Origin of the sequence: Pontibacter amylolyticus (assembly GCF_014638845.1) — a bacterium.
Lineage (GTDB): Bacteria > Bacteroidota > Bacteroidia > Cytophagales > Hymenobacteraceae > Pontibacter > Pontibacter amylolyticus.
Window position 1 is genome coordinate 163,088 of the sequence record NZ_BMFP01000002.1, and the last position, 19,465, is coordinate 182,552.

General features: G+C 53.0%; 20 protein-coding genes and 1 tRNA gene. 10 read left to right on the plus strand and 11 right to left on the minus strand.

Annotation, left to right across the window (positions count from 1 at the left end; genetic code table 11):
• Positions 1 to 97: 97 nt before the first annotated feature.
• Together IEV97_RS05625 and IEV97_RS05630 are read left to right on the plus strand one after the other, a co-directional pair.
• Positions 98 to 595, plus strand: coding sequence for a TlpA family protein disulfide reductase (locus IEV97_RS05625; protein WP_229733818.1), 498 nt, complete (start codon positions 98 to 100; stop codon positions 593 to 595).
• Between the two features lie 9 nt (positions 596 to 604).
• Positions 605 to 1,240 carry a thioredoxin family protein gene (locus IEV97_RS05630; RefSeq protein WP_188500543.1) on the plus strand — a complete coding sequence of 212 codons (636 nt, stop codon included), beginning with the start codon at positions 605 to 607 and terminating at the stop codon, positions 1,238 to 1,240.
• A 189-nt stretch (positions 1,241 to 1,429) separates the two neighbouring features.
• On the opposite strand, the gene IEV97_RS05635 is transcribed toward IEV97_RS05630, so the two are convergent.
• On the minus strand, positions 1,430 to 1,807 hold the full coding sequence (locus IEV97_RS05635; RefSeq protein WP_188500544.1) for a hypothetical protein: 378 nt from the start codon (positions 1,805 to 1,807) through the stop codon (positions 1,430 to 1,432).
• Positions 1,808 to 2,099: 292 nt separating this feature from the next.
• Here IEV97_RS05635 and IEV97_RS05640 point away from each other — a divergent pair, with 292 nt between their 5' ends.
• The 3 genes from IEV97_RS05640 (at position 2,100) to IEV97_RS05650 (ending at position 4,599) form a co-directional block, all read left to right on the plus strand.
• The gene (locus IEV97_RS05640; protein WP_188500545.1) at positions 2,100 to 2,720 is read left to right on the plus strand and encodes a C40 family peptidase; all 621 of its coding nucleotides are present in this window, start codon (positions 2,100 to 2,102) and stop codon (positions 2,718 to 2,720) included.
• A 179-nt stretch (positions 2,721 to 2,899) separates the two neighbouring features.
• Entirely contained in the window at positions 2,900 to 3,592 is a 693-nt protein-coding gene (locus IEV97_RS05645; RefSeq protein WP_188500546.1) for a DUF1232 domain-containing protein, read from the plus strand.
• A gap of 266 nt (positions 3,593 to 3,858) precedes the next feature.
• Positions 3,859 to 4,599: a M48 family metallopeptidase gene (locus IEV97_RS05650; protein WP_188500547.1), complete on the plus strand. Its 741-nt coding sequence runs from the start codon at positions 3,859 to 3,861 to the stop codon at positions 4,597 to 4,599.
• A 167-nt stretch (positions 4,600 to 4,766) separates the two neighbouring features.
• On the opposite strand, the gene IEV97_RS05655 is transcribed toward IEV97_RS05650, so the two are convergent.
• The 8 genes from IEV97_RS05655 to IEV97_RS05690 all read right to left on the minus strand — a co-directional run bounded on the left by IEV97_RS05655 (position 4,767) and on the right by IEV97_RS05690 (position 14,651).
• On the minus strand, positions 4,767 to 5,024 hold the full coding sequence (locus IEV97_RS05655; RefSeq protein WP_188500548.1) for an acyl carrier protein: 258 nt from the start codon (positions 5,022 to 5,024) through the stop codon (positions 4,767 to 4,769).
• A gap of 3 nt (positions 5,025 to 5,027) precedes the next feature.
• Entirely contained in the window at positions 5,028 to 8,462 is a 3,435-nt protein-coding gene (locus IEV97_RS05660) for an efflux RND transporter permease subunit (protein WP_188500549.1), read from the minus strand.
• A gap of 18 nt (positions 8,463 to 8,480) precedes the next feature.
• The gene (locus IEV97_RS05665; protein ID WP_188500550.1) at positions 8,481 to 9,629 is read right to left on the minus strand and encodes an efflux RND transporter periplasmic adaptor subunit; all 1,149 of its coding nucleotides are present in this window, start codon (positions 9,627 to 9,629) and stop codon (positions 8,481 to 8,483) included.
• Positions 9,630 to 9,662: 33 nt separating this feature from the next.
• Positions 9,663 to 11,138, minus strand: a complete 1,476-nt coding sequence (locus IEV97_RS05670) for a TolC family protein (protein ID WP_188500551.1) — start codon at positions 11,136 to 11,138, stop codon at positions 9,663 to 9,665.
• A gap of 20 nt (positions 11,139 to 11,158) precedes the next feature.
• Positions 11,159 to 11,791, minus strand: coding sequence for a TetR/AcrR family transcriptional regulator (locus IEV97_RS05675; RefSeq protein WP_188500552.1), 633 nt, complete (start codon positions 11,789 to 11,791; stop codon positions 11,159 to 11,161).
• 235 nt (positions 11,792 to 12,026) lie between these two features.
• Entirely contained in the window at positions 12,027 to 12,770 is a 744-nt protein-coding gene (locus IEV97_RS05680; RefSeq protein WP_188500553.1) for a LytR/AlgR family response regulator transcription factor, read from the minus strand.
• A complete protein-coding gene (locus tag IEV97_RS05685; protein WP_188500554.1) occupies positions 12,745 to 13,803 on the minus strand; it encodes a sensor histidine kinase in 1,059 nt (352 codons plus the stop codon). The genes IEV97_RS05680 and IEV97_RS05685 overlap by 26 nt, the downstream gene beginning before the upstream one ends.
• Entirely contained in the window at positions 13,803 to 14,651 is an 849-nt protein-coding gene (locus IEV97_RS05690; RefSeq protein ID WP_188500555.1) for a LiaF transmembrane domain-containing protein, read from the minus strand. Before IEV97_RS05690 ends, IEV97_RS05685 begins: the two co-directional genes overlap by 1 nt.
• Before the next feature lie 424 nt (positions 14,652 to 15,075).
• Between IEV97_RS05690 and pheS the strand changes: the two genes are divergently transcribed.
• The 5 genes from pheS to IEV97_RS05715 all read left to right on the plus strand — a co-directional run bounded on the left by pheS (position 15,076) and on the right by IEV97_RS05715 (position 18,145).
• A complete protein-coding gene (gene pheS / locus IEV97_RS05695) occupies positions 15,076 to 16,104 on the plus strand; it encodes a phenylalanine--tRNA ligase subunit alpha (protein WP_188500556.1) in 1,029 nt (342 codons plus the stop codon).
• Between the two features lie 192 nt (positions 16,105 to 16,296).
• Entirely contained in the window at positions 16,297 to 17,154 is an 858-nt protein-coding gene (locus IEV97_RS05700; RefSeq protein WP_188500557.1) for a 3-hydroxyacyl-CoA dehydrogenase family protein, read from the plus strand.
• 19 nt (positions 17,155 to 17,173) lie between these two features.
• On the plus strand, positions 17,174 to 17,563 hold the full coding sequence (locus tag IEV97_RS05705) for a Rieske (2Fe-2S) protein (protein ID WP_188500558.1): 390 nt from the start codon (positions 17,174 to 17,176) through the stop codon (positions 17,561 to 17,563).
• 135 nt (positions 17,564 to 17,698) lie between these two features.
• Positions 17,699 to 17,772: transfer RNA gene (locus tag IEV97_RS05710), tRNA-Asn, on the plus strand.
• A gap of 202 nt (positions 17,773 to 17,974) precedes the next feature.
• Complete coding sequence (locus tag IEV97_RS05715) at positions 17,975 to 18,145, plus strand: hypothetical protein (RefSeq protein WP_188500559.1); 171 nt, start codon at positions 17,975 to 17,977, stop codon at positions 18,143 to 18,145.
• A gap of 65 nt (positions 18,146 to 18,210) precedes the next feature.
• Here the strand turns inward: IEV97_RS05715 and IEV97_RS05720 are convergent, their stop codons facing one another.
• Positions 18,211 to 18,825 carry a sterol desaturase family protein gene (locus IEV97_RS05720; RefSeq protein ID WP_188500560.1) on the minus strand — a complete coding sequence of 205 codons (615 nt, stop codon included), beginning with the start codon at positions 18,823 to 18,825 and terminating at the stop codon, positions 18,211 to 18,213.
• Positions 18,826 to 18,930: 105 nt separating this feature from the next.
• Positions 18,931 to 19,452, minus strand: a complete 522-nt coding sequence (locus tag IEV97_RS05725; protein WP_229733819.1) for a shikimate kinase — start codon at positions 19,450 to 19,452, stop codon at positions 18,931 to 18,933.
• Between the last annotated feature and the right edge of the window lie 13 nt (positions 19,453 to 19,465).

Genomic DNA, 19,465 nt, shown 5'->3' on the forward strand with positions numbered 1-19,465 from the left:
GTTTAACATGCGTATCGTTTATTCAAAACGATTTGGAGGGCAAATTGTTAGAAAGGAACATTCGCAATAGGGCTGTTGCCCGTTTCGTTATAGCACCATGACCGTATACCTGAAACAACTTATTTTACTGTTAGCCACGGGCTTGCTCACCTGCACGGCAGCGCAGGCCCAAACCGTCCCGACCATTAAGTTCGACCAGTTGCAGGAACTGCGCCAGGCGCCGCACGACACACTGTACGTGGTCAATTTCTGGGCCACGTGGTGCAAGCCCTGCATCAAGGAAATGCCTTATTTTGAAGCCGCCAATGCGAAATACAAAGACCAGCCGGTGCGCGTGATTCTGGTGAGCATGGATGCGGTGCAGGACAAGGAGAAGCGGGTGCTGCCTTTTGTGCAGAAGCGCAAGCTGCAGTCGCGGCTATACCTGCTCGACGAGCCCGACGGCAACACCTGGATCGACCGCATCGAGCCCAAGTGGTCGGGTGCTATACCTGCCACCATGTTTTTCAACAACAAGCGCGGGCAGTACGAGTTTATTGAGCGCGAAATCTCTGAAAAGGAGTTACAGGAACTGATCACCAAGTATAAACCATAACCTATCACTATGAAGAATAACCGAATACCGTTCCTTTACATGGCCTGCCTGCTGGTGGTGGGCGTGCTGATGGCAGCTGTACCTGCCTCCGACAACTCTGGCTACCAGGTGGGCGACACGGCCCGCGATTTTAAACTGAAAAACGTGGATGGCAAGATGATCTCGATGGCCGACTACAAAGACGCCAAGGGCTTCATCGTGACCTTCACCTGCAACACCTGCCCCTACTCGGTGGCTTACGAAGACCGTATTATCAACCTCCACAACAAGTATGCACCAAAAGGCTACCCGGTTATCGCCATCAACCCGAACGATGTGAAGGCATCGCCGAAGGACTCTTACAAACACATGCAGGTGCGCGCCAAAGAAAAGAAATTCCCGTTCCCGTACGTGTATGACGAAACTCAGGAAATCACCAAAGCCTACGGAGCCACCCGCACACCGCACCTATATGTCGTGCAGAAGCAAAAGGACGGTAGTTTTAAAGTAGCCTACATCGGTACCATAGACGACAACTCACGCGAGCCGGAGAAAGTGCAGAAGAAATACGCCGAGGCCGCCCTTGACGAACTGGTAGCCGGCAAAGCCGTGAGCCAGCCGAACACCAAGGCGATCGGCTGCACCATCAAATGGCGCGAAGCGTAGTATTTCTGCGTATCAAGTATCAAGTATCACGTATCAGGTAGCACGACTTTTGAAAAATTGACAAAGGACTTTTCGACAAAAGACAAAGGACAAAAAACGCTTAGTTCTTTTGTCCTTTGTCACAAAATCTATTGTCGGATTATATCTAAAGAAGTCATGCTACGTGATACGTGTGTCGTGATACCTATTTCAGACTTCCTTTTTCACATCAGCAGGTATAGGCAGCTCGGTCGGATTGATCGAGCTGTCAGCTTTTTCGGCAATCAGCATATCGCGCGCTCCTTTCAGGCCGGCGATGCGGGCCTCCACTTCATACTTGTTGTTCCAATAACCCACCCGCATCGACTCGCGCAGGTATAGCCACAGGAAGCGCAGGTAGCCGTGCTCCTGAAACTGCCGGATGTGGCATAGCTCGTGCGCCACCCAGCCGCTGTCTTTCAGAAAGCCTTCCCGTTTCACGCCGCTCAGGTGTATCGTTTTGCCCAACACCATGGCAACGTTGCTGCTCCTGAGCACCAGTCGTGCAATGCGCGCAAAGGGCGAGTTTTCCACAATTTTGTACTTCATTTCTGTAAGCTTATACCTGAATAATAGCACCTAAGAAATACGGCCCGATACACTTTATCGTGTGAATGCATCGTTCCTAAGGGTGGAGCCTATACCTGTTCCCCGTGAGCATCAGCAATTTACTATATTGCCAGTTTAGAAAATTGTAGCTATTTTTGTCAATTCGTTCGTCAATTATTCAACTTGTCGGACAGGTTGCAGGGTATAAAATGCAATTATAAGACCTATACCATTCTACAACCATAAGGTGACAAAGTTTGCTGCCACGGCAGTGCGAAACATGCTAAACCCTATGACAAAAACGATCATACTGAGCGTACTGGCCCTTATCTCCATCGCTCTTTCTTTCTTCTACGATGTAAAGAAGCCAGAGTCGACGCCAGCCGGACCGGAAACCGCCGCCCTCATGCTGTACCCGGTGCAGACCGGCGAGGACATTGCCCGGGCCCTGGAGCTCTCGGTACCGCTGGACCTCAGCGAGCCAATTGACTCCTCGTTTTACAAGCGCTACTCCCGCAAACTGGGCCTCAAGCTCGACTACAGCGAAGACAAGGACCTGCTCCAAACCGTTTCCAGCTGGCTGGGCACCCCCTACAGCTACGGCAGCAGCTCCAAAAGAGGCACCGACTGCTCCGGCTTTGTGACCCGCATTTACAGCGACGTATACGGCATCGACCTGAGCCGGAGTTCCCGCTCCATGTTCGACGACGTGACCCGCATCCGCAAAGACAGCGTGCGCACCGGCGATCTGGTGTTCTTCCGCCGCGGACCCAAACAGCCCATCTTCCATGTGGGCATCTACCTCAAAGACAACAAGTTCGTGCACTCTGCCACAAACGGCGGCGTGATGGTGAGCTCGCTGAAGGAGCCCTATTACCGCAACTACTACTATGCGGCCGGCCGCGTGGACTAAACCCATTCCTTCCTGACAGATTTTGAGAAAGGGCTGCAGCATAAAGCGTCCCTTTTTTCGTTTACAGGATACAACAAAATTACTTGTGGCAAGGTATAGGAAGCTTGTTAGGAGTTGAGCAACTTGCGCCCGATTCGCATAACCCCTGCACAAGGGCCATACCAAATCACAGATACTTTATGACAGATCAAAATACACAGAACCAGCAACAACAGCGCCCGGACGGAAGCACCATCTCCCAGAGCCCGCTCTTTAAAAACATACTCAAAAAGGCCGAGAAGTATCTGGAGCACCCATCGCAGGTGGTGAAGCTCCTGAACGATGCCTTTAAGAAAGCCACTGCCAAGAAAAGCCTCGGCACAATCGCCTCCGAAGTGTGGGAAAGCTTCCAGATACTTTCGCAGATGATCAGGGCAGCCGTGAACGGGGAGTACAAAGGCATACCGAACACGACAGTGGTTGGAGGTATAGCCGTCATCCTGTACTTTTTGATGCCGCTTGACCTGATTCCGGACTTTATACCGGTGATCGGCCTGCTGGACGATGCCGCCCTGCTGGCCTGGTTTATGGCCAGCATCAAGTCTGAGCTGGACCGCTTCAAGGAGTGGGACACCGAGCGCCAGGCGCAACAGAAGACGGTGCACATCATGGAGCCGCACCACGCCGACAGCTCCTTTGGCACGCCCAAGTACAGCGACCAGCCTGCCGGCACTACCGAAGTCCGCCACGAAGGCACGGCCCCCGCTTCGCAGGGGCATGACACCGGAAACCTGGGCCACCACGAGCCAATCGTGCGCGCCTCCACCACCGACAGCAGCCGCGTGCCGAAAGACCCGCATGACGACGTTCCGGACGGCGGCAACATCCGCTAAACCAGATCTACAGAATAATTCCAGGAAGAGCTGCCCTCAAAGGCGGCTCTTTTTTATGTCTTTTTATCAGCTCGCGGGGACATGATTATTGGTCTGATAACCGCGTAACACAGCTTAAAAAAATACATTCCGACCACACAATATAGTACTATTCAAATACTGAAATCTGAAATAATTTAGAAAAAAGCCACCTGGCTATTAGTTTCCTAAGGAATTAATTTTCTATATTTGGACTGATGATTGTGTATTTTTAACTTTTAGCCAAGGTGTCTTCATCATTTCTACGACTAACATCCGTTAATCTTCACATCGACGGAATCGGGAAGGTTCTGATCGAACGAAGCGACAAGGCCAAGCGCCTTAGCATCAGTGTGCGCCCTATCAAAGGCATACGCGTGGCCGTGCCGCCGCATATCAGCTTTGAGAAAGCCGAGCAGCTTATTTATACCAAGAGCGATTGGATAAAGGAGCACCAGGCCCGCATGAAGCAGCAAGAGGCTCGCGTAACCATGTACGACGGCAACACCGACTTCAAGACCCGCAGCCATACCCTGCGGCTGCTCACGCACGCCCAGTACACCATGCGCTGCGTGATCGAGAACGGGTATATCAACGTGTTCTACCCGGCCTACAAAGACGTGCGCGACAGCGACGTGCAGAAGTTCATCCGCAAGTCGATTGAGGAGGCTTACCGCAAGGAGGCCAAGGAATACTTGCCGCAGCGTGTGAAGTTCTTTGCCGACAAGTTTGGCTTCGACTATCAGAACGTGTTCATCAAGAACGCCAAGTCGCGCTGGGGGAGCTGCTCGCACACCAACAACATCAACTTGAACCTGCACCTGATGCGCCTGCCCGATTCGCTCTGCGACTACGTGATCCTGCACGAGCTGGCGCACACGATCGAGAAGAACCACGGTTCTGGTTTCTGGTCGCTGCTCGACAAGGTTTGCCCTAACTCAAAGGCACTCGACCAAAAACTGAAGGCCTACCGCATTTCCATCTACTAAACCAATTGCTTATCGACTGAACGCTTACTATACCTGAATTTTGAAAACATACGCATAACGGCAGTCGCACAGGAGCTAACACTACCTTTCGTGCTGTTGTTTCACCAAATAAAAAGCGGCCGGGGTTTGCACCCCGGCCGCTCCTGTTTATAGCGTTACAAATTTGATCAGCTGGCTTTCTGCATCGTATGTGATGCCACATAGTCCACGAAGTCGCCCACCGTGTTGATCGGGACTTCATCCGGAATCGTGATCTGGAAATTTTTCTCCAACTCCAGGATGATATCCACTACATCCACCACATCAAAGCCGAAATCCTTTTCCAGACGGGCATTCGCCTGCAAACGGGCAGGCCTGATTTCCTTGGTTTTGCTAATGATACGGATCACCTCACGCTCAATAGTCTTGTCTGTTGTTGCAATCATAAATTATACGGTGTATTCTCTAACTACTTTTCCATTTACAGGCACCTCGGTTTCATCCTGAGGTATAATTTTTACGCCGCCTGCGGGCTTTCTCTCTCCTTTAACTTTCGCTCTCAGTTTCTCATTGAGCAGGTACATGACCGGCACAATGAGCAGTGTAATGATGGTGGCAAATCCCAGGCCAAAAATGATGGTCCAGGCCAGCGGACCCCAGAAAGCGGCACTATCGCCCCCCATGAAGAAGTTCGCTTTGAACTCCGTGAACAGGGTGAAGAAGTTCAGGTTTATACCTAACGCCAAGGGTATCAGGCCTAGTATAGTCGCCGTCGCCGTTAACAATACCGGGTTCAGGCGCGTCTTGCCTGCTTCCACAATCGCTTCTTTCAGGTCACGTCCCTCCTCTATCAGCAAGTCCGTGAATTCCACAATCAGGATACCGTTCTTCACCACGATACCGGCCAGCGCCACAATGCCCACACCCGTCATCACAATCGACACATCCATCCCGAAGATGGAGAAGCCCAGTAGCACGCCGATGATGCTGAAGAGCACCTCCGACAGAATGATGAAGGGCTTCGAGACGGAGTTGAACTGCGTCACCAGTACCAGAAAAATGATCAGGAAGGCCGCCACCAGGGCAATCAGCAGGAAGTTGGCTGTTTCCTCCTGCTCCTCCTGCTGTCCGCCCATACTGATCTCAAAGCCTTCCGGCGTTTGGAAGTTCTGCAGTGCGCTTCCGATACTCTGCACCACCTCGTTGGCGTTATACCCATCCAGCACGTTCGACTCCAGCGTCACCACCCGTTTCAGGTCCTTGCGCTTGATACCTCCGTATGAAGTACCGTACTCAATGCTCGCCAAAGACGAGAGCGGAATTTGCCGCACCAAGCCGCTGTTCATGTCGCGGTAGGTGATGCGCATGTCCAGCAGGGCGTCTATGTTCTTGCGGTAAGGCTCTGCGTAGCGTACCTGTATCGGGTACTCCTCTTCGTCCAGTTTGAACTTAGAGGCCTCGTCGCCGAAAATGGCCGTGCGCAGCTCCATCCCTATCTGCCCGGTGCTGATGCCTTCGCGGTTGGCGCGCTCCCGGTCGATGTTGATGATGATCTCCGGTTTGCTGTCTTCGAGGTCGCTGCGAAGTTCCTCTATACCGCCGATCTGCTGCTGCTCGATGTAAGCCTGCACCTGTTTCGACAGCGCTACCAGTCCCTCAAAGTCCTCACCGGCTATCTCAATGCTGACCGGCTTGCCCACCGGCGGACCGTTCTGCTCTTTGTCAACCGTGATGTTGGCGCCCGGTATGCCGCGCACCGCCTCCCGTATTTCATTCATATAGGCCTGCGTGCTGCGCTCGCCGGTCCGGTATTGATACTCAACAAAGGCTACGGTAACCTTACCTAAATGAGATTGTGCGGTCACGCTGCGGTCGTTCTGGTCGCCGGCACCGATAGCCACATTGGAAATAACCGATTCCACGTCGGCGTTCTCCTCCCCGATCACGCGGTAGATGCGCTTCTCCACTTCCTTCGTAACCGAGTCAGTGACAAGCTGATCGGTGCCCACCGGCATGCTGATATAGGTATAAATGAAGTTAGGATCAGAATCCGGAAAGAATACTACTTTGGGAGCACGCAGGCCTGTCAGGAAAATAGAGAAAAAAAGTAGTCCGAACATGCCCACCAGCATCCAAACGGGGCGTCTGCCCACCAACATCCAGCGCAGCAGGCGCTCGTAGCCCCGCATGAAACGCGGCAGCGTCGTATTCTGGAAACCGTGAATCATAGGGCGGAAGACATAGCGGTTGAGCAGCACCAGTGTCACAGCCAGCATAATCAGGTTGGCTGTACCGTACCAGCCAGCCAAATAGCCTACAATAGCCACCAGCATGGCACCGCCGATCAACAGCCAGAAATTACGACGGGCACGCGGGGTGATGTCAGCCTCCTGCTCGTGCTCTTTTTTCATGAAAGAAACCGCAAACACCGGGTTGATGATGAAGGCCACCAGCAACGAGGCCATCAGCGTCACGATAAGCGTGATGGGCAGGAAGAACATGAACTTACCCACCACACCGGGCCAGAAGGCTAGCGGCAGAAACGGTGCCACCGTTGTAAGCGTACCCGCCAGCACCGGCACAAACACTTCACCAGCCGCCAGTTTCGCCGATTTCATTACGCTCAGATTGGACTGGTGCAGAATGCGGTGCGTGTTTTCGATCACCACAATAGCATCGTCCACCACTATACCCAGCGCCAGCAGGAAGGAGAAGAGCACGATCATGTTGAGCGAGAAGCCCAGCACCGGCATCAGCATAAAGGCAATGAACATCGAGATCGGCACAGACAACCCCACGAAAATGGCGTTGGTCGTGCCCATGAAGAACATCAGGATCAGGGTCACCAGCACGAAGCCGATGATGATCGTGTTGATCAGGTCGTTCAGGGTATGGCGCGTCATCGTGGACTGGTCGCCGGTGATGGTGATCTTGAGGTCGGCTGGCAGTACGCTCGCCTGCATGTCCTCCACTAGGGCATGGATGTTGTCAGATGCCTCGATCAGGTTTTCTCCGCTTCGCTTGATCACGTTGAGCGTGATAACGGGGGAATTATCCAGACGGGCAAAGCTTTCCTGCTCTTCAAAACCTTCTTTTATCTCGGCAATTTCCTTCAGTTGTATGTTGGCACCGGATAGCGACTGCACCACAATGTCGCCGATCTTGTTCGGGTCTACATACTGGCCCACCACACGCACCGAGCGCTTCATCTCTCCCACTGAAATATTGCCACCCGACACGGTAACGTTTTCAGAGGAAATAGCCCGGCTGATGTCTGCAAAGGTCACCTGCGCCACCTGCATTTTGTAGAGGTCCACGTTCACCTGCACCTCCTTGTCAAGCGCGCCTACCATGTCCACGCGGGTAATCTCCGGCTGTGACTCGATCTGGTCCTGAATGTCCTCGGCGTACTTTTTCAGGCGGTCGAGGCTGTAGTTGCCCGACACGTTGAGGTACATGATCGGGAATTCGGAGAAGTTCACCTCCTGCACGTCCGGATCCTGGTCGAGGTCGGTGGGGAGGTCGGTGCGGGCTTTGTCTACGGCGTCCTTCACCAGCTGCTTGGCCTCTACCACATCCACGTCGGTGTTAAACTCTACCGTGATCATGGAGAAATCCTGAATGGAATTGGAGGTCACTTCTTTTACCCCCGATATGGATTTTAGCTGCTTTTCAATGGGGCGGGTCACCAGGTTCTCGATGTCCGCCGGCGAGGTGCCCGGGTATACCGTGCCCACAAACACTGTCGGGATCACAATGTCGGGGAAGTTCTCTTTCTGAAGCGTGATGTACGAGAATATACCCCATACCGCGATGATCAGGGTAATGATGTAGATGCTCGTTCTATTATCAATGGACCAGTTGGTCGGCTTGAAATGTTTCATAGTCTTGGGCTTAAGAGTTTATTGCTGCGCGATACGTTCCTGGCTGAAAACTACCGGCTGCCCCTCGTTCACGCTCTGGTATCCTGCTGTAATAATGTAGTCCTGCGCTGTCAGTCCTTTCAGCACCTCTACCTGCCCCTGGTAGTTCACGCCGGTCTCCACCTCTTTACGGGTAGCCACATAGCGCTCACCCTGTTTCTGGGCCACATACACGTACTGCGACTTCTCGTCGCGCTGCACCAGGTTGACAGGTATAACAATGGCGTCTTCTTTGCGGTAATCCTGTATGCGCACCACCGCCACCAGGTTCGGACGCAGCGCTACGTTCACGTTTTTAGGCCGAAGCTCGATGGTAAAGGTGCGGCTGCCGGGGTTGATGAAGCTGCTCACTACATCCACAGTGGCCGTTATTTCCTGGTTCAGGTCCGGGAAGCGCACCAGGGCTTCGTCGCCTTTGTTGATCTTGGATAGGTAAGCCTCTGATACTTCCGCCACAATCTTGGTACCACTGGTGTTGACCACCCTGATAATGCCCACGCCCGGCGCCACGGCCTCGCCTGCATTTGGAATCACGTTGTCTACCACGCCACTTACAGGGGCTTTGACGTTGTACTGGTCGCGCTGCTGCTGCAGGGTAGCCAGGCTGCGCTCCAATGCCTCTTTGTTATTTTTAGCGGTCAGAAACTGCATTTCGGTGCCGATCTGCTGATCCCAGAGGTTTTTCTGGCGCTCGTAGGCCACGTTGGCCAGTTCCAGTCGGGTGCGCACCTCAGCAATGTTCTGCTCCAGCACCTGTGCATCTATTGTCGCCATGGTCTGGCCCTTGGTCACTTTGTCGCCGCGCTTCACCCGTATACCTGTCAGCACACCCGGCACTTTGGCGCTCACCAGTACGTTCTGGTCGAAGTCTACACGGCCCTGCACCTCCAGGTAATGGCGGAACGTATCCTGCTGCACCTGCAACACGGTTACCGGCACGGTCTTTTTCTCAGCCGGCCCTCCTTTTCCAGCTGCCTTCAGTTCTGCTTCCAGTTGCGCGATCTGCTCCTGCAACTCAGTCTGCTGCTGCTTCAGTTCGGCCAGTTGCGCCTCTTTGTCGCTGCCTTGGTTGCAGGCGGCCAAACTCAGGAACAGGGCCAGCGATGAAACTCCGAATATCTTTTTCATAGTAAGTCGAGTGTAAATGTTTACAGAGGGTTTTTATTTTGTGAGAAGAGTGCCGGTGGCTTTGTCGAGGTTCACTTTGGCGATGAGGGCATCATACATGGCGGCGTAGTAATTGGTCTGCGCCTGGCGCAGGTCGGTTTCGGCGGTTACCACTTCCAGGTTAGAGCCCACGCCCTCCTGAAACTTGATCTTGGACACGCGGGCGATCTCCTCGGCCAGTTCCAGGTTCTCGCGCTGCGAGGCCAGCACATCCAGCGAGTTGGTCAGGTCGGTGGAGGCCTGCTCCAGTTCCAGGTCTATACCTTGCTCCAGACTCTCAAAGCCAAGTTTGGCGTTCTCCAGCGTCAGGCGGGACTGCTGCACCTGGTAGTGCTTGCGCAGTCCGTCAAAGATCGGTAACTGCAACTGCAGCCCCACATAGCCAAAGTCAAAGTAGTTTCTGTCTGTTGTGTTATCCTGACCGGCTCTTATGTTCATCACATCTGAAAAAGTAGACCCTACTCCGATGTAACCATAGCGGGCATTCAGGTATAGCTTGGGCAGGTAGCCGGAGCGGATGTTGCGCAGGTTTAGCATGGCAAGGTCGCGCTGCGTCTCCAGCACAGAATATTCGATGCGGTTGCTGTAGTTAAAGCCATTCCGATTCGTCTTGGCCATATCGACCTGCACTTCGCTCAGGCTGTCCGTCAGGGTGATCTGCTCTCTTTGGGGCATCCCCATCTGGAACTTGAGCAAGTCTTCGCCTAGAATGAGCAAGCGCTCGGTCTTCTGCTTTTCTACTTTCAGGTTGTTGTACGTCACCCGCAGACGGTCCACATCCAGCTTTTCGGCCACGCCATTGTCAAACATCACCTGCGTCTGTTTTAAAAGTGTGTCGAGGCGATTGAGGTTCTGATTGAGGAGTTCCATGCGCTCGCGGCTCACCAGCACGCTGTAGTAGGCCTTGGTCACTTGTTCCACCACGTCAATCTCGTTTTGCTCGGTAGTTTTGCGCGAGAGCTCGGTATAGGTTTTGGCGGCTTTCAAGCCGATCAGGTATGAGCCGTCGAACAATAGCTGACTGCCTGTAATGGTGAGACTTCCATTATAAGGCTGCACGAAGGAGATCGCCTGAAGCCCGGTGGATGGCTGAGGTTCCGGTTGCGAGTAAGTCGGATTAAGGACGATAGGCTGTCCGGAGGCCACCTGCTCCGGTGTAATTACAAAAGGATCCAGTTCAGAAGGGGCTCCCCCAAAACTACTCGGATCAAACAAAGTCTTCTGTTGGATGAAGTTATTGCCGACCTCTGCGTTTCCGTTGATCTGGGGCAAACCCATCGCCCGAATCTCCCCCACCTTGGCTTTGTCGATGTCCTGCTGGTTGCGGGCCATCTTCAGGCTCAGACGGTTCTGCAGGGCATAGTCTATACTCTGTTGCAGGCTAAAGGCCTGTGGTGCCCCTTGCGCAAGCGCCCCAAGCGGACTTAGGAGGACAAACAATGTGAGTAACAGGCTACTGTGTTTTTTCATAGTTGGGAAGGTATATTCGGTTATTCTTCTTCTGTGATTTGCTTGTAGTCATTGATCATCTTATGCCCTTTGAGCGTGGCAATGCCGAGCATGAAGTGCTCGAGGCTGGCCATCTGCACATGCAGCAGTTCAAATTGGAAGCGCGGGAAGATTGTTTCGTCAAAGGGCACTTCAATTTGGGAGAGACGAAGGCGGGCGATCACCTCTATGTCCAGGTCCTTGCGGAACAGACCCTCCGAAATGCCCCGCTCCAGATTCTCCTTGATCCGGTTCAGGAAATCGCGGTGCTTGTACTCCTGCCATTTTTGCCAGGCATTGGCGTGGTACTTCTGCAGGTCGTAGAATATGCCTGGGTGGATGCTGGCGAAGACCTGGCGGGTGGTCTTCATGATGTTGAAAAGCTCTTCGATGGCATTGGGTGCTTCCTGCCTGCAACACTCGCAGTCCGTGTCCACAGAGGTCAGGTAGGAGTTGATGGCCCAAAGCACGATCTCGTCCTTGTTGCTGAACCACTTGTAAATGGTTTTTTTCGACATCGAAAGGTGCTGCGCAATATCGTCGACTGAGGTGCCCTTAATGCCTCGACGACAGAAAAGCTTGAACGATTCTGCCGCAATCTTGTCTTTCACCGATGGCTGTACTGATGTCTCCATTTTCTTAATCACGAGGCAAAACTAAGGAAACGTTTTTTATCTCCAAAGTTTCCACCATAAAATAACAGTACTATCTAGTGATTGTTTTGAAATACAGGGCAAAAGCCACTTGCGGCTTGACGAGTGCCCCCGCATTACAAAAGTGGCAGGATTACCTGAGCGCGAAAAGAAGTTTTAGACGAACAGCCGAAAAGCTAATCCAGACAGTCGGATTTTGCGGTTGAAGCAGGTATAGCTATATACCAAGCACACTGCGAAGACGGGTATAGCCGCTCTTACTCAGGGGAATACGGGCTCCATTTCGAAGCAGGGCCACATGGCTGTCTTTCTCAAAAGGCTCGATACGCGTGAGCTGCGGCAGGGCCATGATGTAAGAGCGGTGCACCCGCACGAACTGCGCCGGGTCCAGCGCCTTCTCGTAATATCCCATTGTCTTCTTCTTCAGAAACACGCCTTCGCGGGTGTGGATCTTCACATAGTCGTCGTAGGCCTCCAGGTATAGCACCTCGGCTACAGGTATGATGCGGATGTTGTTGCCGGCCCGCACCACAATGCGGTGCTGCTCCTCGGGCTGTTTGCCGGTTGCCTCTTCCAAGGCCTCGGTTGCAGGTATAGCCTGTGCCACCGCCTGGCTCTGCAGCCACTTTTTAATTGCCGCATCGAAACGTGCTTTGCTGAAAGGCTTGAGCAGGTAATCCACGGCATTGGCTTCAAAGGCTTTGATGGCATACTCGTCGAAAGCCGTGGTGAAGATGACGCCAGGCGCCTGCTCCACCAGCTCCAGCATCTCGAAACCGTTGATCTTGGGCATCTGGATGTCGAGGAAGATCAGGTCGGGCTGGTGCTGCATGATCGCCTTTACGCCCTCGAAACCATCACCGCACTCCTGTACTACCTCCAGTTCGGGATAGGCTTGCAGGTACTCGGCCACAATGCTGCGTGCCAGCGGCTCATCATCTATTATCAGGCATTTTTTCATAGTGCTGGGGTATCTTGATGGTGGTTGTGAACTGATGGTCTTGCTGTGAGATACTTAGTAAATCCTGTCGGGCATAAAGCAGGTATAGCCTGCGCTGTATCGAATCGAGTCCGAAGCCGGTGCCCTTGCGCGGTTGACTGGTGGCGGGGTCGAAAGGGTTTTGGGTGGTGATGGTCAGGTAGCCGTCTGCGGCAGTGGCCTTTACCTTGATGGCCGTCTCCCCCACCGTGTCGTAGAGCCCGAACTTGATGGCGTTTTCCACAACAGGCTGTAGAAGCAAAGCAGGTAGTTTCATGTGCTGACTTTCTTCCGTCGCATCCACTTCCACCTGTAGCCTATGCCCAAAACGCACTTTCTCAATGTCCAGGTATAGCTGCAACTGCCTAAGCTCCTCTGCCAGCGGCACTAGCTGGTTGTTGTCTTTGCGCAGGGTGCCGCGCAGAAAATCCGACAGTTGTTGCACCATGGTACGCGCCTGTTCCGGCCGGCTCACCGCCAGGGCGCTGATGGAGTTGAGGCTGTTGAAAAGAAAGTGCGGTTGCAGTTGCTGGCGCAGGTTGTAAAGCTCGGCTTCGCGGGCCAGTTTCTCGGTGGCCGCCTTGCGCTTCTCGGCCTCCTGCAGTTCGCGGGTGTAAAACCAGAGCCAGGTCAGGAGAAGCATCAGAAGCAGCATCAACCAGTTAAAAGCCACCCGTATCGCCAGGGTGCTATCCACGAAACGCAGGTATAGCGCATTGCTTTCGAACAGGGCATGGGTGCTCCAGTAGAAAACAGTGACACTTATACCTGCTAGCCCGAGGCTCCAGCCCAGCAGGTAGCCCGCCTGCCGCAGACTGGGCTGGTAGTAGCGCAGGCCCGTGCCCATGGCAAAGCCCCCAATGGCGAGCAACAGATTCGTGAGCAAAGCATCTGTCACGATGACGCGCCTCTCAAAGCCCGCCGGCCACAGCACCAGCACCTGCACCACCGACCAAAGCAGAGCCCAGCCCAGGTATAGCAGCCCCAAGCGCACCTGTGACGCCACCCCCTCCATTAGTAACTCTTAATGCTTAGTCCGCCAAAAAGGGTAACACCTTTCAGGATCAGCACCTTGTTCGGGTCGTAGCCCTGCGGCATGGCCGGGCGCTTGTCGTCTATACCTCCCAGTATGGCCACCATCTCGTCCGACTTCACCTGCCAGTGCGGCGGTATGATCAGGGTGGTGCCTCCGAAAATCTGGGTGGCCTCCAGCACGATCGGGTGCTGTATGTCGGCCTGCATCAGGTTCAGCTCTGTGCCACCGAACACACTCACCACTTCGCCCCCTTTGAAGTTCTTAGAGACGATGTTTTTTTTTATGCCTCCGAGAATGGCCGCACTGTCGATATGGTCTTCGGGTCCGTATGCAGTCTGGTCGGTTGCTCCGTTGTAGGCGCCTGAGGTATAGGCCTCTTCACCTGTGTAGTCAGTATAGGCTCCGGGATAAGCGCCGTTCACCGGGTCGGTGTAGTAGCCGGGTGTATCCTCCGGTCTTGTGTTAGGGTTGGGGCCAACCTGGTTTTCCCAGGGATTGCGTTTCTTAGGCTTGAGGATCAGCCACAAGCCTAGTCCGATGATCAGGATGGGCCAGAAATAAAGTTTCAGGTTGATGTCGAGGAAGAAGTGCCTGTCGAGCAGAAAAACGCCGCCGATCACAATCAGCACCAGCCAGCTTGGTTTCTGGAACGAGTGCTTGAAGCCCAGGTAAACGCCCAGCGCGATCAGGAACATCGGCCAGGAGAACACCCAGCCCGGCAAAAAGAAAATGCCCATTTTGGCAGTGAGCAGGAGCACACCCACCATCAGCAGGAAAACACCGGCCATCTTGCCGGAACCGCCGCTTTTATAATCTTGATTTTTCATGGCTTTATTTCGTTTTAGTTTTAAGATCTGTTCCAAAGGTATAAGGTGCATTGGCTCAGCTCAATGGTTATTAGGTTACCTTTGGACAGAAGTCGGTGAACGGCCGGTTGGCGTCGGTAAAGCAAATTAGGATTTTAATTTGAAACATTTACCTACTGTGATTTCATCCCCCGCCCCCTTCATAGCATGGCCATTTCATTCTAAAAGAATGCTCTTAAAACTTATTGTCATTCTGTAAAGAAACTTGGTTGAAATAGAGGGCCCTTCCCCCGGGAGGTTAAGCCTATACAACTTGCTACCAAGATCCTTACAGGATGACAAAAAAGGAGAATGAAACGGCCTTGCTTTGAAGGAGGCAGGGGATGACCTTATTTATAGAGTCAAAACAACCGCTAAATTTCTCAAATTATTATCTTTGCATACTATGGTTGAGAATATACAGAGAGTAGCACAAGAGATAGAGGCCGCGCAGCTGACGAGCGCTGTCGAACTGGAGCAGTTTCGCATCACATACATTGGTCGCAAAGGCGCCATCGCCGCCCTTTTCGACGACCTGAAATCAGTGGCGCCGGAGCAGCGCCGCCAGGTAGGCCAGGAGCTGAACCAGCTCAAAAACCGCGCGCAGGCTCGTTTCGACGAGGCGCAGGAGCAGCTGAGCAATGCCTCGGCAGCCTCTGAAGCCGAGAACGCTTTTGACTTTTCGCTACCTCCTATACCTAACACGCTGGGTACCCGCCATCCGCTTTCATTGGTGCGTGCCGAGATCGTGCGCATTTTTGAGCGCATCGGCTTCAACGTGGCCGACGGTCCGGAGATCGAGGACGACTGGCACAACTTCACCGCCCTTAACTTCCCGGAAAACCACCCGGCCCGCGAAATGCAGGACACGTTCTTTTTGAGCGAAGACCGCGACAAGCTGCTCCGTACGCATACCTCCAATGTGCAGGTGCGCCTGATGGAGAACAACCAGCCGCCGCTGCGCAGCATCATGCCGGGACGCGTGTACCGCAATGAGGCCATCTCGGCCCGTGCACACATGGTGTTTCAGCAGGTGGAGGGCCTGTACGTGAACAAAGGCGTGAGCTTCAAAGATTTGAAAGAGACGCTATATTACTTTGCAAAGGAGATGTTCGGGCAGGACACCAAGATCCGTTTCCGTCCGTCGTTCTTCCCGTTCACGGAGCCAAGCGCCGAGATCGACATTTCGTGCCTCATCTGCAAGGGTGAGGGCTGCAACATCTGCAAGCAGTCGGGCTGGGTTGAGATCGGTGGCGCTGGTATGGTAGACCCGAACGTGCTGGATAACTGCGGCATCGACTCCACGGTATACTCGGGCTTCGCCTTCGGCATGGGCATCGAGCGCATCACCATGCTCCGCTACCAGATCCGCGATCTGCGCCTGTTCACCGAAAACGACGTGCGCTTCCTGCGGCAATTCAAGGGAGTGATTTAGCGATTGAGTGAATGAGTGAGTTGTTGGATGGTTAAATTTTGAAGGGTTGATTCAGTTAAAATTTATGATAAATTCATCCGTGATATATTGAATCATCCTCTCCATCAAAAATAAATAACTCACTCAACCACTAAATCAAAAACTTCTCAATCACTCATTCACTAACTCACTCATTCGCTAAATCAAAAACACATGAACTTCGAGGACATCAAGACGATCGGGATAGTGGGTGCCGGCACCATGGGCCAAGGTATAGCGCAGATCTGTGCGCAGGCCGGGTATAAAACCATCCTGTTCGACATCAATGCGCAGGTGCTCAAAAAAGCCGAAGCCACTACTAGCAATAACCTCGACAAGGGCATAGAGCGTGGAAAGCTGACCGAGGCTGAGAAGCAGGCGGCGCTGGCAAATCTTATTTATACCGGTGATACACTGCAACTGAGCTGCGACGTTATTATAGAGGCTGTGGTAGAGCGCCTGGAAGTGAAGCAAAGCATCTTCAAGGACCTGGATGCGGTCAACACACCGGACACTATCTTCGCCTCCAACACCTCGTCTATACCGATCACGCGCATCGCGGCAGGTATACCACACCCGGAGCGGGTAGTGGGTATGCACTTTTTCAATCCGGCCCACATCATGAAGCTGGTGGAGGTGATCTCCGGAGCAGCCACCTCACCGGAAGTAGCCGAAACCATCCGGCAGCTGGCACTGAAGCTGGACAAGAAGCCGGTGATGGCCAAGGATGCGCCGGGCTTTATCGTCAACCGGGTGGCACGCCACTTTTATGTAGAAGGGCTCAAGCTGCTCGAAGAGGGTGTGGCCGACGCGAAAGGTATAGATCGGCTCATACAGGCCAGCGGCTTTAAGATGGGCCCCTTTGAACTGATGGACCTCATCGGCGTAGACACCAATTATTCTGTTACCTCCTCCATGTTTGAGGCCTTTCATTATGACCCGAAATTCAGACCGAGCCGCATACAGCAGCAGAAAGTGGACGCAGGCCACCACGGCCGCAAGTCCGGCAAAGGCTTCTACGATTATCAGTAGACTCCTCTGCCTGCTGGCAATGCTGCTGGTCTCCTGCGGCAGCGACAACCAGGGCCCTGGTATACCCAATGTGCCGGTGAGCGAGCAGATCAACGTGAACAGCCAACTGTACACGCGCCTGCGCCAGGACGGTGGCTACGTATACCTGAACTCCGGCTACAAAGGCATCATCGTGGTGCGTCAAAACGCCAACTTATACCTGGCTTTCGAGCGGGCCTGCCCCTACGACCCAACTGCTAGCGCGCCCTGCGGTCAGGTGGAGGCAGACCAGTCCAACCTGTTTATGGTGGACACCTGCTGCGGTTCGCAGTTCAATTTTCAGGGTGGGATAATGGCGGGCCCTGCAGTGTACGGCCTCCGGCAGTACCGAACCGCACTGAACGGCTCCCTGCTCTCCATTTTCAATTAAAATTTTCAGATTGATTCCCAGAAATTTACGCTCCCAGAGAAGATTTTTTTAGGACAGGACTTGCATAATCTCAAAAAGAGCCGTAATATTGCATCATAATTCAACGGCACACCGCCTGCGAAATAACCGAAACACTCTTCCTTAGCTCAGTCGGTTAGAGCATCTGACTGTTAATCAGAGGGTCCCTGGTTCGAGCCCAGGAGGGAGAGCGAAAAGCCACTCAATCGAGTGGCTTTTTTGTTTTATGGCCTTTGCTTTAAGCACCCACTACAGCTTGCCCCTGCTTTAAAGCCAACCTTTTCCCAAAAAAGTAAGTATCTGATATATATATGACAATTTCGTCATATTACCACGGCCTCGTACTTGAGTAGAGCATATGGTGCCGTGCTATCACTTAAACTAACCAAGACTATGAATAATATAAGAGCATACTTATCCGTACTATTCGTGCTGATGGCAGTTACGCTGAGCAGCTGCGAATTAATAGGAGACATCTTCGAGGCGGGCATGTGGACCGCCCTCATCATCATCGTTCTGATTGTAGCCCTGGTGGGCTGGCTGTTCAGCCGATTCAGACGATAAGCTTAATACCTAACAAAAGAAAAGGGAGCCAAATGGCTCCCTTTTTGATTTTCGTATACCTTAAACTACTTGGCGTTGGTGCGCTTCGGCATGGTACCCAGTATGTAGTCCCAGAGCGGCGACGACACACCATAAGCCACGTTGGGGTCTTTGTAGTGATGGATGCTGTGGTGGATCCAGAGTTGCTTCAGGAAGTTTTTGGGTGGCGCATAGGCATGCACTGCATAATGCACAAACAGGTATAGCGCATAGCCAAACAGCATACCAGCTACCACACCAAACACAAACTGCCCGAAGATCAGCTTGAACACAAAGAAAAAGAACGACGCAATGAACAGGCTCACGATCGGCGGCATGGCCAGGCGCTCCTTGTCTTTTGGGTACTCGTGGTGGTTGCCGTGGAAGGTATACTGGATGCGTTCTTTCATCGGCGTGTCGGTATCCATGTGGAACACGAAACGGTGCGCGCAGTACTCGATCAGCGAGAAGATCAGCCAGCCTAGTAGGAAGAAGCTGATCGCCTCCAGCACGTTGATGAAGCTGTAGGTGATCCCATAGTAGATCAGCCCGATGGCGATGACGATAAAGATGGAAATAGGCAGTGCAATGTGCGTACGGGTCAGTCTTTCCAGCACAGGATTCTGGAATATCTGGGCTTGTCCTTTGTGATTAGGTTTCATAGTCAGGTTTTGCTAAAAACGGATTTTAACTGCAATATTAGTTAAATATTAGGTATACCGTATGTATTTACCGCTGCCATACGCGAGCGGTAACGCGGAGTTTTGTTATGGTTTAACTAACGATTCTAACTGTTCAATGTTATACCTTTTTCCCGATAGCGTATACCTTGCCTGCCGATAGTAGGCGATGCGTTCAGCTAATGTTTTGACAATGAAATCCTTTAGCCCGGCTTCGCTTTTTTGAGCCAGCAGGGGCCGCTGGCTCAAATCCGTTAAAAGTAGCCGTTGGGTGAGTTCGTCAGCCGGCACATCCAGAAAAATGCTGGTGCCGTGCTGGTTGATAAAATTCATGTTGTCGAAGCAGCAGGGGGTACCGCCACCAGTGGCAATCACGGCTTGTTCGAAGTCCTGCACCACCGCCTCCAGCGCCTGCCGCTCCTTTTGCCGGAACCACTCCTGCCCTCCTACCTCAAACAGCTGTGCAATGCTGCTGCCTTCCCGTTGCTCGATGTACTCGTCGAGGTCTACGAAGGTATAGCCGAGCCGCCCGGCCAGTTGCCTGCCCAGTGTGGTCTTGCCGGCCCCCATCATGCCGATCAGGAAAATGCGCTGTGCTTTCAAAGCCAAGGTATAGCGAAAT

What these genes read in the sequence shown, in the direction of transcription:
- IEV97_RS05625 (WP_229733818.1), top strand. Translation starts at nt 98, where the DNA reads ATGACCGTATACCTGAAACAACTTATTTTACTGTTAGCCACGGGCTTG.
- IEV97_RS05630 (WP_188500543.1), top strand. Translation starts at nt 605, where the DNA reads ATGAAGAATAACCGAATACCGTTCCTTTACATGGCCTGCCTGCTGGTG.
- IEV97_RS05635 (WP_188500544.1), bottom strand. Translation starts at nt 1,807, where the DNA reads ATGAAGTACAAAATTGTGGAAAACTCGCCCTTTGCGCGCATTGCACGA.
- IEV97_RS05640 (WP_188500545.1), top strand. Translation starts at nt 2,100, where the DNA reads ATGACAAAAACGATCATACTGAGCGTACTGGCCCTTATCTCCATCGCT.
- IEV97_RS05645 (WP_188500546.1), top strand. Translation starts at nt 2,900, where the DNA reads ATGACAGATCAAAATACACAGAACCAGCAACAACAGCGCCCGGACGGA.
- IEV97_RS05655 (WP_188500548.1), bottom strand. Translation starts at nt 5,024, where the DNA reads ATGATTGCAACAACAGACAAGACTATTGAGCGTGAGGTGATCCGTATC.
- IEV97_RS05660 (WP_188500549.1), bottom strand. Translation starts at nt 8,462, where the DNA reads ATGAAACATTTCAAGCCGACCAACTGGTCCATTGATAATAGAACGAGC.
- IEV97_RS05665 (WP_188500550.1), bottom strand. Translation starts at nt 9,629, where the DNA reads ATGAAAAAGATATTCGGAGTTTCATCGCTGGCCCTGTTCCTGAGTTTG.
- IEV97_RS05670 (WP_188500551.1), bottom strand. Translation starts at nt 11,138, where the DNA reads ATGAAAAAACACAGTAGCCTGTTACTCACATTGTTTGTCCTCCTAAGT.
- IEV97_RS05675 (WP_188500552.1), bottom strand. Translation starts at nt 11,791, where the DNA reads ATGGAGACATCAGTACAGCCATCGGTGAAAGACAAGATTGCGGCAGAA.
- IEV97_RS05680 (WP_188500553.1), bottom strand. Translation starts at nt 12,770, where the DNA reads ATGAAAAAATGCCTGATAATAGATGATGAGCCGCTGGCACGCAGCATT.
- IEV97_RS05685 (WP_188500554.1), bottom strand. Translation starts at nt 13,803, where the DNA reads ATGGAGGGGGTGGCGTCACAGGTGCGCTTGGGGCTGCTATACCTGGGC.
- IEV97_RS05690 (WP_188500555.1), bottom strand. Translation starts at nt 14,651, where the DNA reads ATGAAAAATCAAGATTATAAAAGCGGCGGTTCCGGCAAGATGGCCGGT.
- pheS (WP_188500556.1), top strand. Translation starts at nt 15,076, where the DNA reads ATGGTTGAGAATATACAGAGAGTAGCACAAGAGATAGAGGCCGCGCAG.
- IEV97_RS05700 (WP_188500557.1), top strand. Translation starts at nt 16,297, where the DNA reads ATGAACTTCGAGGACATCAAGACGATCGGGATAGTGGGTGCCGGCACC.
- IEV97_RS05705 (WP_188500558.1), top strand. Translation starts at nt 17,174, where the DNA reads ATGCTGCTGGTCTCCTGCGGCAGCGACAACCAGGGCCCTGGTATACCC.
- IEV97_RS05715 (WP_188500559.1), top strand. Translation starts at nt 17,975, where the DNA reads ATGAATAATATAAGAGCATACTTATCCGTACTATTCGTGCTGATGGCA.
- IEV97_RS05720 (WP_188500560.1), bottom strand. Translation starts at nt 18,825, where the DNA reads ATGAAACCTAATCACAAAGGACAAGCCCAGATATTCCAGAATCCTGTG.